Genomic DNA, 13333 nt, shown 5'->3' with positions numbered 1-13333 from the left:
CTGGACCTCCAGGGGAACTTTTATCCCTGCCACAATACATCCCGGAAGGCAGGCACTATCCAGGATGGATATTTCACCTATTTGCAGCGGATTCTTGCGGGAGACCATACCCATGAACATCGAAAAGAGTGCCTATCCTGTACAGCCCTTGCCTTCTGCCAGGGAGGCTGCAAACTGGTGGGGGATAAGGCCCGGAAGGAGTCCTACTGCAGGCTGAAGCGGGCCGTCTTTACTCCGGTCCTTATGGCCGTCCAGCAGTACGGGCAGAAGTTATTGGAGAAGAACCATGGCAAAGAACGGAACCATCAATAAAACTTCTTTTACAGATACGGCTGCTCTTGGGGATACCAGTGAGCTCAAAGTAAAGGCCATCCATGTGACGGAACTGCAGACGGCTCTGGAACAGCTCAATACCTATGCGGTCAACGTGGACAACTGTGGGAACTGCGTGTATTGCCAGACTTGCCAGGGCTGTCAGACCTGCCAAGGGTGCCAGAGCACAAAATGCCAGTCCAGTTCCTGCCAGACCTGTCAGAGCATCAGCCAGTGCAGCTCGAGAAACTGCACCTGCCAGACGAGAGGGCAATGTGACTGCAACTGCTCTGGTGGCAACTGTAACTGTTCGGATGATTCGGGAGGAGGGCCATAATGGCAAGTCAGAATGAGATTGTGTGGAAAAAGGACCTGACGGACATCCAATCGGGTCTGGAAACTCTTGCCACAAAGACGAAGATTTCCATCGACCTTTCCTCGATGAACTATGACAAGGTGAAGAAAATCAACGTGGCAGCCCTGGAAACAGCGGTAAACAAGCTAGAGGAAGCCTTTTCGGGAAACTGTTGTCAAGCCAACTGCTGCCAGACTTGTCAGGGGTGCCAGTCTTGCCAGACATGCCAGGGATGCCAAAAATGCCAGACCTGTCAAGGGTGCCAAACCTGCCAGGGGTGCCAGAAATGCCAGTATTACATGACCAAGAACTGCAATTGCGACTGCAACTGCAATTGCTCGGATGACAGCTAAAGGAGGAACAACTCATGATCATTGCAAAAGGAAACGTAAGTACGGTGGAAGGGCCTGTGCCGGTAGAGCATCTAAAGCCAGGAATGCTGGTGGTGGATCGGGGCCATCGAGCAAGAATTCTGCTGAAAATAGAACAGGTCCAGCTCCATCAGACCCTTCACTTTGAACGAAATCCAGACCTGATCCTGGCCGGGAACAGCATTCTCTTTACCCTGACTGGTTTGCGGAGTGCCATATCCCTGAAGAATGTGCGAAAAGCCATGAATGGTCGAATCCAGATGCTCTTTGAAGGCCGGAAGATGCAGGATGATGTGATGAAAATCCGGAAAGAAGAAGTCACCGGGTACCGGCTGACCATCGAGGGCGGCAAGGACGTTCTCGTGAATGGGTACGATGTGGCGGACAAGGAGGAAGGGTAATGCTCAAGATCTATTACAACGAAGAATCCAATGCGGACTACATCATCCACCTGACAATCCGAGGAGATTACTGTAAGGCGGAATGCAGCAGCAACAGCGAGAGCCGGAAGGGGACGGACGTCATTGAGACCCTGCATCCCTACAATTCCTACGTCCTGACGGAAGGGAACGGAACCGTGAAACTGTTCCGCCGTCCCATGGCTTCGGACTATCGGTTCCTGGATCTGAACCGGCTGGGGGTATCCATCAAGCTGGATTTTGCCGTCCTGACCCAGCTTTACGGGAACACCACCATCTTGGATATCGATACCGGCATGATGGCGGAAGGCCAGCGGGATATTGTGGTGCGGATGTTCAACGGACAGAAGGAGAATCTGACCATTGACACGGATCAGGAATACGAACTGTTGCCCTTCAGCACCAGCGACCGGATCCTGGGGGACCATCCCCGGATGACCTTGTGGGACAGCTACAGCCTTTCCGCCAACGGCCGGGAGCTGATGGCCAACCGGAAAGGGTACCTCATCGACGGGGATCCGGAAGAACCCTTCGTTCCGGAAGGGGGAAAGGACTACATCGACTTTACCATCCAAAAGTACAAAGGGGACTTTTCCACCAGGGAAAAGCTCACAAGAGATATGGATGACGAGGAAGTCTTCGTGGAATCTTCTGCAGGGCTTGTGAACAACAGACGGGTACGGCTCGTGAACGGGACGGGCAGTTTCCGGCTGTATCCCTTTGGGTACGAAGGACCGGTGAAAATCAAGCTGGGGCGGAAGTGGTACGAAGTGTGGAACGACTATCTGGTATTTGTGGGAAAGCAGGATTGATATGCAGAAAAATGGTATGGATTTGTCTACAAAGTATCAAATCACCCTTTATCTAGGGAGCCAGTGCAACCTGCATTGTGCCTACTGTCACCGGGAGGCATCGGACGGGGAAGGAGAAATCGCGGAGAGCTTTCTGGAAGAACTGAAGTACAATCCGCCTTCTTCCATCAAGTTCATGGGCGGGGAGCCTCTCCTTTACATGAAGGAGATCCGGAAAGTGGTGGCTGCGGTGCCTAAAGCGAAATTTGCGGTGAGCACCAACGGCATCGGCATCGAAAAGCACCTGGAGTACTTCCGGGAGCACCGTTTCCAGATTTGCATCAGCTATGACGGGGCGGAAAAGGACTTGCGGGGGTATGATCCTTTCACTGATCTCTGGGATTACCCGGACCTGGCGGTTTCCACCACCCTGTACCATGGGAATACGGACCTGGGAGCCATTATGGCAAAGTTCCGGGAGAAGGAGAAAGTCATCGGCAGGAATTTGTCCTTCTTTCCCCATCTCATGCATGTGACCAATGAGGCCAACCGGAAGTATGCCCTGACCCGGGAGGACTACGATTCCATCCTGGAACAGTACAAAAAGTATGTGGGTCTGTATTTGTCCCGCCTTAAACGTTTCGGAATAAAAGACCTGCGGTATGAAGGACTCTACCAGACCCTGGAACGGCGCTGGGAAACCCATTACACCTACGGAGAAACCTACTGCAGCAACCGGACCATCCGGAAGGTGGATGCACAAGGGCGGCAGTATCCGTGTCTTTATATCCGCCGCCATGAGCTTTCCGATAACTGGTTAAAGGACCAGCAGGATCTTCTGGATGCTTTGAGTCCCGCTTGCCGCCAGTGCCCCGTCTACCACATGTGTGGTGGGGCCTGTATCGTCAGCCAGGAACATGACCTGGAGTGCCAATTCTACAAGGCCCTCTACACCTGGTTCCAAAAGGAAGTGAACCGGCCATGAATCATCTCTTTATCTTCCCGGAAGCGGTGCAGACGGAGGATACCATTGGGCTGGATATGGAAGAAAATCGGATGACCTTCTTCTGCAATAGTAAACGAGTGTTCATTGACCTCTATGCCCTGCGCAGCGGTTCGTCTACAGTAATCCTGAAGAACCCCATCACCGGGATCGTCTACCCACTGTTCAACTTCCGGGAAATCCTCCAGGTGATGGATCTGGGGCCCCAGGAGTTCCTAAGAACCCTTGGCATCATTTCCTACGTGCAGATCGACAAGTCCGGGGATGACACGTTCATCAAAGTATTCCTTCCCCAGGGCCAGCGGGAGCTGAAGAGCCACACATCTGATTTTACGGATATTCCGCATCTGACGCTGAGCCAGCTCCATAAACTGGACCGGGCCTTCAGCTGGAACGTGAAGGAAGTGAAGGCTCAGATCCATTATGGAAGGATCGAGGGGAGCCTGGTGTTTCACCGTTCGGCTTTTTGGAAGGAGCCGGTCTTCGTAAGCCATGCCGGTCAGACCCAGGAGCTCGTGGAAGGGAAAAACTGGTTCTCCTTTGCCTGGAGCCCTACGGAAGACGTGTACTGCGGCCCGGAAAAGGGAAGGTACAAAGGCCGGGCCCTCCATGTTTCCGGCAGTCAGCGATAACAGAAAGGAGGGAAGACCATGAACTTCATCAGCTACACTTTTGTGAACGCGGTGATCAGTGCCCTGGCAGTCTTCGGGTGCTGGCTGATCCTGCGGCCTCAGAAAATCGAGAACCAGGCGCTCCACAAAAGCATCGACAACAACACCAAAGCCCTGGAAGATTTGACGGGGCTCATCAACGAAATGCGGGTGGCCCAGGCGGGCATCGAGACCAATATCGACAACCTGTGGCACCGGTACAAGGACCTGAAAGGGGAAGTGGACCGGATCCACGATCACAACAATCTGAGGAATCCGCCATGTTTGAAAAAGTAAAAGGAATGTTGAACAAGGGCCTGGATGCGGTGAAGGAGCGCCTGAACCAATTCCAGCAACCCATCAAATGGATCGTCATCGGGTATCTGGTGACGGTCTTTCTTTTTGTGCTTTCCTACTATGGCTTCTGGCTGTATCTGGCGGTGACGGGGAAAATCCAGCTGCCGGATCTTCTGGCCATGGTGCGGGAACTGGTAGGACCTGCCATGGTGGGGTTCGTCACCTTCATTGCAGGCTGCTTCGTGGATCTTGACGGGAACGGGATCCCGGATCATTTTGAAAAGGAGAAGGAGAAGAAATGAAGATTTTTATCAATCCAGGGCATATGCCCGGCGTGGACAGCGGGGCTGTCAACGAAGAATATGAAGTGACCGAAGCGGGTATCGTGAAGGAAATCGGGGCGGGGGTCCAGCATTACCTGAATCGGGTAGGCTATGACTGCATGCTGGTCCAGTCCGACAACCTTTGCGGGGAGTCTCCGGCCTATACCAACATTTGTGCCAGTGCCAACGGCTGGAAGGCAGACCTCTTTATTTCCATCCACTGCAATGCAGCGGCTGCGGAAGAGGCACAGGGGACGGAAACCCTGGTGTACAGTGAGGACAGCAAGGAAGCCATGGCTCTTGCTGAATGCATCCAGAACCAGATTGTTAAGAGCCTCCATACGGTGGACCGTGGCGTAAAAGAACGTCCAGGCCTGGCTGTCCTCCGGGAGACGGATATGCCGGCTGTCCTTGTGGAAACGGCTTTCATTACCAATGAGGACGATGTGCAGCTTCTGATGTACAAGAAGGATGCCTTTGCCCGTGCCATCGCCCGTGGGGTGACGGATTATGTGGCCAAGAAAGGATGAGGCACTATGAACCCGTGGAAAATGAACGATGATTTCCTGTTAGGCTTCCTTTTGGGCATGTTGGCCGGGGTCCTGATCTTTACTTTACTCCTCTAAAGAAAATTGCATCTAAAATTGCGCTATGGATAGAGTTTTATGAACGCATGAGGAATGAGTCCTAAAATTAAAAAATCCAGCCATACAGCGAATATGACAGGATTCTGGCCAAGGGTCGATTTTACAGGAAAGAGGGTGGGGATGATTGAGAAAAAACGTCGGTATCTTGCTGCTTTGCTTGTTATTCTGCTCACCGCAGGTGTCCTTGGCTTCTATGTATACCATAACGGAAGAAGAGTTGACCCAATTAGAGGAGAATATCAGCGAGCTGCAGATCATCAACAACAGATTACAGAAGGAATCCAGTCTGCAGAAGAAACGAATGGAGGAATTGGAGACGCAATTGACCGCAGCGCAGACCGAATTACAGAAAGCCAGGGAACAGTCCAATCGGCTCGGGAGTCAATTGAAAGATCTGGCAACGACCTCGATCAGGCAGGAAGAATCCTTGAGGATTGCCAACGCATCCTTAGAAGCGTACGAGAAAGAAAACAATAGAACACAGAAACGGCTGAAGACCCAGCGGAACCTGGCCTATGGGATAGGGGCGGTACTGCTGGCGGCTTTGGTGAGGAGATGAATGCAGCCATGGTGGGGAAGTTCCTTCCATGGCTTTTTTCTGTCGACTTTTTTACCCAGGTCATGTGCTATACTGAAAGAAAAGGAAGTGAAGAAAATGAGAGTCTGGATACAGTCACACAAAGGGGAACGGCCGGCTAGCAAGAATTTTTTCGAGGCCATGTGCGGTTTTGAAGAACTGGGGGCTGAAATCTGCTTTTTCCATAATCCTGCGGAAATGCGGCAGGCGGAACCCGCGGATGTTATGGTCGGCTATGTGGGTACGGTGCAGCAGCATTTGAAAGAAATGGGGTTTTCTTTTCCCGATTTGGATTATCCGGATGAGCTGAAATTCTGCCTGGGACGGAAAATCTGGAAATCCACCATCAATACCATCAATTCCCATCCGGAACAGTGGCCTGTATTTGTAAAATCCGTTGCGGATAAAGAAATCACAGGCGTACTTGTCCAGTCTCCCAAAGATCTGGTGGGCTGCGGAAACTGGGAGCACGATGTGCCGGTGTGGTGCTCGGAACCTGTCCGGTTTGTGACGGAGTGGCGCTGTTTTATCCGCTACGGGAAAATCCTGGATGCAAAGCGCTACCGGGGAACCTGGGAAAAGATGCCGGATCCGGAAATCATCAAAAAAGCTGTGCAGGAGTACAAGACCGCACCGGCCGGGTATTCCCTGGATTTTGGCCTGACGGATACCGGGAAGACTTTGCTCATCGAAGTCAATGACGGATATGCCCTGGGGAGTTATGGGCTTTTCTACATCGATTATGCAAAACTCCTGGCGGCCAGGTGGGCAGAATTGACCAGGACGGAGGACGAGTATAAGAAGTTTTAATGGAGCGAGGGTGGCTGCCGCTAGTTGTTCATGGACAAGATGGGCTGAAGAGGAGGGAAAGATTATGGGAAAACTATCATCAGCAGAAATGGAACAGCTCGTTGATCAGTTGGCAAACTATATCTGCTCTCTGCCCAATGGCAGGAAGCTGAATCTTGAAAAGGCGGTGATGGCCGTCTGCCCGGAAAAGTACGATAGACTTGATTTGCTGGATTGCAGCTTATTACGGGCCGTTGAGAAAAAAGTAAACCGAACCGACACCATCATGGATCTGACAATGAGTGAAAATGTGCTGGGCGGCCTGCCTTACCGGATGGATTTTTGTGTCTGGCAGCAACGTCTGCAAAAAGTGAAAATCGTATCGGATCTGCTTGTCTACGGCCCCGAACCCAAACAGGGGGCCCCGATCAAGCAGGTCCTTACGATTTCTTCTGACGGAAGGATCGCTTTTGAAGAATATGGTTACAACAGATATGCGGATCATGGAATGAAACCTGGAAGAAAGCTGCAGTGCACCATAGAAAAAGAAAGGGCCGAAAAGATTCTATTGTATATGGCGAATTTCCTGCAATCTGAGCCTGATCCTATATGGGTAACCGATTGCGGTTCGTGGGAACTGACTGCATGCTGGACAGACGGTTCGGAAGAAAAAGTGTCTGGGGCTCGATGGGAACCGGTTTCTGTTGGGGATGTGGATCTCAGCAAGTTGATCCGCAAAGAAATCCCGATTACAGGGCTTGCGGTATTTACGTCCTGATGGTGTCAGAGGATTCCGGTTTCAGCAGAGAGCTTTATCCATGGATGGACACAGGGAGAACAAGGGTGGGTTGGCCGCTGACCTTGCCGGGTGCGGGCGAATCTATGTCGGTTTTTTTACCCATGTCATGTGATATACTAAGGTAAAAGAAAAGCTTCGGGCATCGCCAGAAGTAAAGGGGGGAGTGGGGTTTATGGGACAATTCCATTTTGTCAAGGGAAGTAACTTTCTTCATCCAGAAGCTTTTGAAGGAAAGTTGAAGGAAGGATTTACCGTGAATGAGAATCAAATAGCCGCACAGGTAAGTGCCGAGCATATTAGGAACGTGATGGACAATTACCTGGCTTTGAACATGGAATGAAAGGAAGGGAAAGGAAGCCCTTATAAATCGCTTCTTTTCAATCGGTTTTTTGCCCCTGCTTTTTTTCGGGCTGCTGATATGGCTGTCGTCGGCACGTCCTTTTCTGTCAACGAAAATAATATTTTTCCGTTCTGATCAATTATCGCAAGTGATAAATCTATCTGTTTAAGAATACTTATCAGTACATTTACAGTAGGGTTACTATTTTGTAACTTTTGTGAAATAGCAGCTGGACTTCCCAAGCCATTTAAATCCTTATAACTTTTATTATTTATTACTAATAGTCCCTTTATAATATCTCTCAACATTTTAGCTTTCCCCCCGTTTGATCTTTTTTGAGTATACAGCATGAACCACGAACACGTCAAGACATTAAGTAATTACTATTTTGCCTTGTGCTAAATTGTTTCTTTTTTGCTTCTAGACGTTATTAGTATTTACTGTATATAGATAAAGAAATGATGAAAGGTGGATTTGATATGAAAATGACAAGAAACGAACTTAAATACAATTGGGGAACACTTTTTATTGCCCACCATTGTGCTTTGCAAGAAATTGAACGTTACATGGTTAAAATCGGTAGCAATTCCAGTCTTTATGGCTGGAATTGGGATGCTCTTTCGCTGTTCCGGTCTGCGGGACGCTCTCCGGCCCTGGAAGAAGGAATCTGGACAACTTTTTGCCCCGGCTGATCGCTACAAAATGGCTGTGATGGTGTCGAAAAACACGGATGTGACATTTCACGCTCTCCGGCACACCTACGCCACCACGCTGATTGCTCACGGAGTTGACATCAAGACGGTGGCTTCGCTTCTCGGTGACCGAATGGAAACGGCGATGAACACCTACGTCCATTTCACTGATGAAATGAGGAAATCTGCGGCTCAGGACGTTTAAAAAATTTTTAGCACCAATTTTTGCCGATTTAGACGGGAAAGCGTATGGAACCTTGATGAAACGAAAATCACGATTTTCATTGTACAATAATGGAGATGATATAGACTATAGAAAAATATTTCTGCAGGAGAATATATCAGAAAGTAAAAATCTGATTTCCGCCTGGGATTTATTTACGGAAGAAAACCCTGGCGTGTCTGAAAAATATGAAGATGCACAAGGCCGTACCATTTATGATATTGTCGATGTATTAAAAGAAGAAGGCCTCTATGAAGCTGATGTTTGTCCTGATGATCCGTATGAAGATGTATCATTATACGGCTATGTTTCAGCCCATCCAGAAGATGAATGAGGCCAAATGCCTTCCGGGTGGCCGGGAAGGGTTTGCCTGCGGCGAACCCCTACAGCGTCTTCGTCGAGGTGAAGAAGGAGTTGTTTCGGCCCCGTTTCTATTGGGGATTGGATAGAAAAATGAATGCAGCCATGGCGGGATAGTTCCTGCCATGGCTTTTTTTTTCGTGGAAAAAGTACTTATTTCCCCCTTTCCTGTCCTGTTACCAGTAGAAACAGACAGAACAGGAGGTTGAAATTATGGAAAGCAAAGTCATTCCCATCAACCAACGGTATGCTCTGACCGTGAAGGAGGCCAGGCAGTATTTCCACATTGGGGAAAAGCGGCTGCGGCGGATTGCGGCGGAACATCCTGGAGCAGAGTTTTTGGTCTGGAATGGACGGAAGGTGCTGATCATCCGGGAGGCGTTTGAAAAATTCCTCCGCCAGACGTCCTGTATTTAAGTTGACTTATTTGATAATTGGAGTGATGAATAGAATGCCAAACAAGGAGAGGAGAGAAAACCTATGAAAAAAATACATATGAGAGGCCGGGTGCGCCGGGATAAGAAAAGACGGATCTTACGGGCGGGAGAGTCCGTGCGGATCGATGGCAAATATCAGTTCAAATACCTGGTGAACGGGCAGCCGAAATTCCTGTACAGCTGGAAACTGGAGCCTACGGATCCCTTGCCGCCGGGTCGTAAGCCCTGCCTGTCCCTTCGGGAAATGGAAGACAGCCTGGAAGTGAAGCTGGTGATCTGTCCCAATGCCCATTCGGATTCCATGACCGTCCTGGAGCTGGTCCAGCGGTACCTGATGCTGAAAAAAGGCGTGAAACCCAACACCCTGAGCAACTACCAGTTCGTGGTCAATGCCCTGAAGAAGGATCCGTTTTCCCAGAAGGCCATCGGGAAAGTGAAAATGTCCGATGCCAAATTGTGGCTGATCAAAATGCAGTCGGAAGGGAAAGGGTACAGTTCCATCCACAGCATCCGGGGCGTAGTGCGGCCGGCCTTCCAAATGGCCGTGGATGATGAAATTCTCTGGAGGAATCCTTTCAATTTTGAGATGAAGGATGTGCTGATCAACGACAGCGTCCGGCGGGAGGCCCTTTCCAAACGGGACATGCGGATTTTCCTGGAATTCATCCGGAAAGACGAATACTTCAAGAGGTACTACGAAGGGATCTACATCCTGTTCCATACCGGGCTGCGGATCTCGGAATTCTGCGCATTGACGGTGAACGACATTGACCTGGAGAAACGGACCATCAACGTGGACAAGCAGCTCCAGAAATCCAACAGTAAATATTACATCCTGTCCACCAAAACCAAGGCCGGGGCCCGGCTGCTGCCCATGACGGACGAAGTGTACCGGTGCTTTGTGACCGTCCTCCGGCAGCGGAGGCCGCCAAAGGTGGAACCCATCATCGACGGAGTGGGGCAGTTTCTTTTTTATGATAACAGGGGCTTTCCCATGGTGGCCCAGCACTGGCAGAAGTATTTTCAGCATATCCTGAAGAAATACAACAGCACCTACAAGTATCAGCTGCCGAAGATCACTCCTCACGTGTGCCGTCACACCTACTGCACCAACATGGCCCTGTCCGGGGTGAGCGCCAAGACCCTCCAGTACCTGATGGGCCACAGCGATATCGGCATCACCCTGAACGTGTACACCCACATCAAGTTCGACGATGCCCAGAAGGAAGTGGAAGTGATCCAGGCCCGGCAGCAGAAGGAGATGGAGAATGTAAGAAAAGAACTGGAGCAGGTGGGAGAGCTCCAGCCGAAGGTGATCCGGTTTCCCGGGGAGCGCAGAGTGAAGAGTGCAGAGTGAAGAGCGCCTCACGCCAAGTGTATGGAAACTGAATTTGTATTGTAAACGTATTATGAATGTGATAAAATTCAGTAAAGAGGTGATACAAATGGCAAAGAATGCAAATATCAATATTCGTATCGAACCTGAAATAAAGAGCGCAGCGGAGAACCTGTTTTCTTCTTTTGGAATTACCATAAGCGATGCCGTGAATATCTTCATTCGGAAATCCCTGATGGAAGGGGGCATTCCTTTTTCCGTCAGACAGCCCCGGTTCAATGCCGAAACAGAAGCCGCCATGCAGGAAGCCAGAGATATTGCTTCTGGCAAAATTCCTGCCAAAAAATATCATAGTGCCCATGAAATGATTAAGGATATTACCGATGAAGTATGAACTGGTGATGACTTCCCGCTTCCGCAAGGACCTTAAGCGGATGGTAAAAAGAGGTCTGCCATTGAATGAACTGGAACAAGTCCTGGATTGGCTGTCTGATGGCATCGTTTTGGGACCCAAGTACAGAGATCATGAACTGAGCGGGAATTATGCGGGATTTCGAGAATGTCATATTCGGCCAGACTGGCTGCTGATCTATATGGTGGAAGAAGAAAAACTGATTTTAACTGCAACCAGGACTGGTTCCCATTCGGACTTGTTATAAGTTGTGGAAATGTACTGTAGAGTTAGCTTACAGTCATTATCTACGACAGACGGTGTTGAACGGAAGTAGGCCGCTGGCCTTATCTGGAGCGGGCGAATCTGGCGGGATTGCAGAAGAGCAACCCTGGATTCTCCACTACGGATTGTTATCAGCTAATCGGCGGAAAATCATAGGGATAGGCTAATTTTCGTTTACATTTTAATGGATGTCATATATACTTAAATTGAAACCAATTGTTGGTACTGGCCACGGAGGCGTCACCTCACTAGAGCGTGAATCCGTGGAGGTATTGCCAACAATTGGTTGTTTTTCAAAGGAGTGGAGAAAAGAAAAAGATTCTCACACTGCCGATGCCTTCGCACGTTCGACAGCTACTGCTGGCAGTACGATTTCTCTGCCAGAGGAGAATCTTTGCTTTTAGTATATAAGATTTTCTGGTCAAAATCAAGGACAGTTACGACGGGGTGGATTAACAAGACGATGTTTCCCTCTGGATTATAGAGATGAATTGATCCGGGGCTTCAAAGGAGGATACTTAAAATGACGAAATTAAAGAGACCTCCAAATGTGGCTGAATGGGATCCTAATTTTTTGGATGTTCAGTATACTCCTGAAGAAATTCATGAAATGAAAAAGGAGTATGAAAAATTTAAGAAAGAATACGGTCCTATCCAGACAATAGAAGAATTAGTAAAACAGGGAAAATTTTGAGGGACAGAGTGTAATGATGGAACCTGCGGGCGGGTTCCAGGAACGTTAGCAAGCGAATCGGGCGGGATTGCGATGCAACCCTGGATTCGTCCCTCGGAGTTCCGGACAGGGCCTCACGCCCAATGCAAAAGGAGACCATCCGCCGGGGGCGGATGGTCGAGAATCTAATTGGGGCCTCTGGCCGCCCAGGGGGCCTGGCTTTCACCGGAATCTCCTCAGCCGTCCGCCAGGGATTTTGTCACTTTTTCCAGTTCATCCGGGGAAAGGCCCAGGACTTTGTCAAAGGGGGCTTCCGGCGTGACCACCTGCAGTTCATCCGGCTGCAGGGCGGCAATGGCACGGCGGAACGTATCCAGGGACTCCGGATCGTCGCTGTACCCTTTGACCACTGTGATTTCCAGATGGAAGCGGCCTGGGTAGGACTTCCTGAAATCCACCATGTTTTGGATATGCTGCCGGACCGTATAGCCGGCAAGGGGACGCTGGGCTTTCTGGAAAGCGGCTTCCCGTCCCATTTTCAGTTCCCCGATTACTTCCTCGCACTGGCGGGCCAGAGCTGCACAGGCCGGGTTCCCATATAGATAGCCGTTGGACAGGAGACGGACGGGAACGTTCTCCCTGTGGATGGCAGCGATGACCTGTTCCACGCCCGCCAGCAGCAGGGCCTCACCCAGAGAATTGATGAAGACCAGATCGGGCCGTACCTCCCGGATCTTTTGCTGCAGATCCCGGATGGCGGCGTCCAGATTCCCCAGATCCACCTGTTCCTGGGTCTGTACGTGGGACAGCTTGCGGCTTACGGGGCAAAAGATGCAGTTGAAATTGCAGTATTTGCCGGGGAAAAGGTTGACTTCCAGAATGGTTTTCCCGTTTTCCTCATAGGGTTCATTGTAAAAGAAATGTTCCATACGTATCCTCCTCCATCATGGGGCATAAAATAAAAAGGGCCGCTTCCTTATCTGCTGAGACCTGACGATAAGGAAACGGCGTACCTCTGACTACTCGGCAGCAGCCAGCACCTGATTTATTTTGTTTGATTAGTAGATTATAGCAGGATCCGGGAAAATAAGCAATGGGAGAAAAGCGCGGGAGTGGATTAACAGTCTTGGTTGTCAAGACATGTGTTACACTCTTGAATTTGAGAAATACTCTGTTACAACCTGGTTTGGGCTTCTGAATGCTAGGGATGTCTTGGCTGTGCCGTTGTAGCGTTTTTCATGCTTTTCCACTTGCTCCTTGAGT

23 protein-coding genes are annotated in these 13333 nt (G+C 49.9%); 21 read left to right on the top strand and 2 right to left on the bottom strand.

From position 1 onward, the window contains the following. The 13 genes from VZT47_RS07080 to VZT47_RS07020 form a co-directional block, all read left to right on the top strand. The coding region (locus tag VZT47_RS07080) for an SPASM domain-containing protein (RefSeq protein ID WP_330224267.1) at nucleotides 1–312 on the top strand (312 nt) is incomplete at its 5' end. Continuing rightward, the gene (locus VZT47_RS07075) at nucleotides 287–649 is read left to right on the top strand and encodes a hypothetical protein (protein ID WP_330224266.1); all 363 of its coding nucleotides are present in this window, start codon (nucleotides 287–289) and stop codon (nucleotides 647–649) included. The genes VZT47_RS07080 and VZT47_RS07075, both read left to right, overlap by 26 nt. Before the next feature lie 385 nt (nucleotides 650–1034). Then, nucleotides 1035–1439, top strand: a complete 405-nt coding sequence (locus tag VZT47_RS07070; protein WP_330224265.1) for a hypothetical protein — start codon at nucleotides 1035–1037, stop codon at nucleotides 1437–1439. Continuing rightward, nucleotides 1439–2269 (top strand): hypothetical protein, encoded by an 831-nt coding sequence (locus VZT47_RS07065; RefSeq protein WP_330224264.1) that lies wholly within the window; start codon nucleotides 1439–1441, stop codon nucleotides 2267–2269. Before VZT47_RS07070 ends, VZT47_RS07065 begins: the two co-directional genes overlap by 1 nt. A gap of 1 nt (nucleotide 2270) precedes the next feature. Then, nucleotides 2271–3233, top strand: a complete 963-nt coding sequence (locus VZT47_RS07060) for a radical SAM protein (RefSeq protein ID WP_330224263.1) — start codon at nucleotides 2271–2273, stop codon at nucleotides 3231–3233. Continuing rightward, nucleotides 3230–3883 (top strand): hypothetical protein, encoded by a 654-nt coding sequence (locus tag VZT47_RS07055; RefSeq protein ID WP_330224262.1) that lies wholly within the window; start codon nucleotides 3230–3232, stop codon nucleotides 3881–3883. Before VZT47_RS07060 ends, VZT47_RS07055 begins: the two co-directional genes overlap by 4 nt. Before the next feature lie 18 nt (nucleotides 3884–3901). Beyond that, entirely contained in the window at nucleotides 3902–4198 is a 297-nt protein-coding gene (locus VZT47_RS07050) for a hypothetical protein (RefSeq protein ID WP_330224261.1), read from the top strand. Beyond that, entirely contained in the window at nucleotides 4183–4500 is a 318-nt protein-coding gene (locus VZT47_RS07045) for a hypothetical protein (RefSeq protein WP_330224260.1), read from the top strand. Before VZT47_RS07050 ends, VZT47_RS07045 begins: the two co-directional genes overlap by 16 nt. After that, the gene (locus tag VZT47_RS07040) at nucleotides 4497–5051 is read left to right on the top strand and encodes an N-acetylmuramoyl-L-alanine amidase family protein (RefSeq protein ID WP_330224259.1); all 555 of its coding nucleotides are present in this window, start codon (nucleotides 4497–4499) and stop codon (nucleotides 5049–5051) included. Before VZT47_RS07045 ends, VZT47_RS07040 begins: the two co-directional genes overlap by 4 nt. A gap of 241 nt (nucleotides 5052–5292) precedes the next feature. Continuing rightward, complete coding sequence (locus VZT47_RS07035) at nucleotides 5293–5727, top strand: hypothetical protein (protein ID WP_330224258.1); 435 nt, start codon at nucleotides 5293–5295, stop codon at nucleotides 5725–5727. Nucleotides 5728–5823: 96 nt separating this feature from the next. Further along, entirely contained in the window at nucleotides 5824–6555 is a 732-nt protein-coding gene (locus VZT47_RS07030; protein ID WP_330224257.1) for an ATP-grasp domain-containing protein, read from the top strand. A gap of 64 nt (nucleotides 6556–6619) precedes the next feature. After that, nucleotides 6620–7312, top strand: coding sequence for a hypothetical protein (locus VZT47_RS07025; RefSeq protein WP_330224256.1), 693 nt, complete (start codon nucleotides 6620–6622; stop codon nucleotides 7310–7312). Nucleotides 7313–7505: 193 nt separating this feature from the next. Beyond that, nucleotides 7506–7673: a hypothetical protein gene (locus VZT47_RS07020; protein WP_330224255.1), complete on the top strand. Its 168-nt coding sequence runs from the start codon at nucleotides 7506–7508 to the stop codon at nucleotides 7671–7673. 20 nt (nucleotides 7674–7693) lie between these two features. Here VZT47_RS07020 and VZT47_RS07015 read toward each other — a convergent pair whose 3' ends face one another. Next, nucleotides 7694–7981: a hypothetical protein gene (locus tag VZT47_RS07015; RefSeq protein ID WP_330224254.1), complete on the bottom strand. Its 288-nt coding sequence runs from the start codon at nucleotides 7979–7981 to the stop codon at nucleotides 7694–7696. 171 nt (nucleotides 7982–8152) lie between these two features. On the opposite strand from VZT47_RS07015, the gene VZT47_RS07010 reads away from it, so the two are divergent. The 8 genes from VZT47_RS07010 (at nucleotide 8153) to VZT47_RS06975 (ending at nucleotide 12091) form a co-directional block, all read left to right on the top strand. Continuing rightward, nucleotides 8153–8365 carry a hypothetical protein gene (locus VZT47_RS07010; protein ID WP_330224270.1) on the top strand — a complete coding sequence of 71 codons (213 nt, stop codon included), beginning with the start codon at nucleotides 8153–8155 and terminating at the stop codon, nucleotides 8363–8365. After that, nucleotides 8271–8570 carry a tyrosine-type recombinase/integrase gene (locus VZT47_RS07005; protein WP_330224269.1) on the top strand — a complete coding sequence of 100 codons (300 nt, stop codon included), beginning with the start codon at nucleotides 8271–8273 and terminating at the stop codon, nucleotides 8568–8570. Before VZT47_RS07010 ends, VZT47_RS07005 begins: the two co-directional genes overlap by 95 nt. A gap of 55 nt (nucleotides 8571–8625) precedes the next feature. Beyond that, nucleotides 8626–8922, top strand: a complete 297-nt coding sequence (locus VZT47_RS07000; RefSeq protein ID WP_330224253.1) for a hypothetical protein — start codon at nucleotides 8626–8628, stop codon at nucleotides 8920–8922. A gap of 239 nt (nucleotides 8923–9161) precedes the next feature. After that, nucleotides 9162–9365: an excisionase gene (locus tag VZT47_RS06995; protein ID WP_330224252.1), complete on the top strand. Its 204-nt coding sequence runs from the start codon at nucleotides 9162–9164 to the stop codon at nucleotides 9363–9365. A 63-nt stretch (nucleotides 9366–9428) separates the two neighbouring features. Continuing rightward, nucleotides 9429–10742 carry a site-specific integrase gene (locus tag VZT47_RS06990; RefSeq protein WP_330224251.1) on the top strand — a complete coding sequence of 438 codons (1314 nt, stop codon included), beginning with the start codon at nucleotides 9429–9431 and terminating at the stop codon, nucleotides 10740–10742. Between the two features lie 88 nt (nucleotides 10743–10830). Then, nucleotides 10831–11115 carry a type II toxin-antitoxin system RelB/DinJ family antitoxin gene (locus VZT47_RS06985; protein ID WP_330224250.1) on the top strand — a complete coding sequence of 95 codons (285 nt, stop codon included), beginning with the start codon at nucleotides 10831–10833 and terminating at the stop codon, nucleotides 11113–11115. After that, nucleotides 11105–11380 carry a type II toxin-antitoxin system YafQ family toxin gene (locus VZT47_RS06980; RefSeq protein ID WP_278341925.1) on the top strand — a complete coding sequence of 92 codons (276 nt, stop codon included), beginning with the start codon at nucleotides 11105–11107 and terminating at the stop codon, nucleotides 11378–11380. The genes VZT47_RS06985 and VZT47_RS06980 overlap by 11 nt, the downstream gene beginning before the upstream one ends. Nucleotides 11381–11920: 540 nt before the next feature. After that, on the top strand, nucleotides 11921–12091 hold the full coding sequence (locus VZT47_RS06975) for a hypothetical protein (protein ID WP_330224249.1): 171 nt from the start codon (nucleotides 11921–11923) through the stop codon (nucleotides 12089–12091). 215 nt (nucleotides 12092–12306) lie between these two features. On the opposite strand, the gene VZT47_RS06970 is transcribed toward VZT47_RS06975, so the two are convergent. Next, nucleotides 12307–12999: a radical SAM protein gene (locus tag VZT47_RS06970; RefSeq protein WP_330224248.1), complete on the bottom strand. Its 693-nt coding sequence runs from the start codon at nucleotides 12997–12999 to the stop codon at nucleotides 12307–12309. Nucleotides 13000–13333: the final 334 nt, after the last annotated feature.

Origin of the sequence: Dialister sp. (genome assembly GCF_036343215.1) — a bacterium.
In the GTDB taxonomy this organism is placed as follows: domain Bacteria; phylum Bacillota; class Negativicutes; order Veillonellales; family Dialisteraceae; genus Dialister.
The sequence above is the reverse complement of the archived record's forward strand: the minus strand, read 5'-3'. Positions and strand labels throughout refer to the sequence as shown.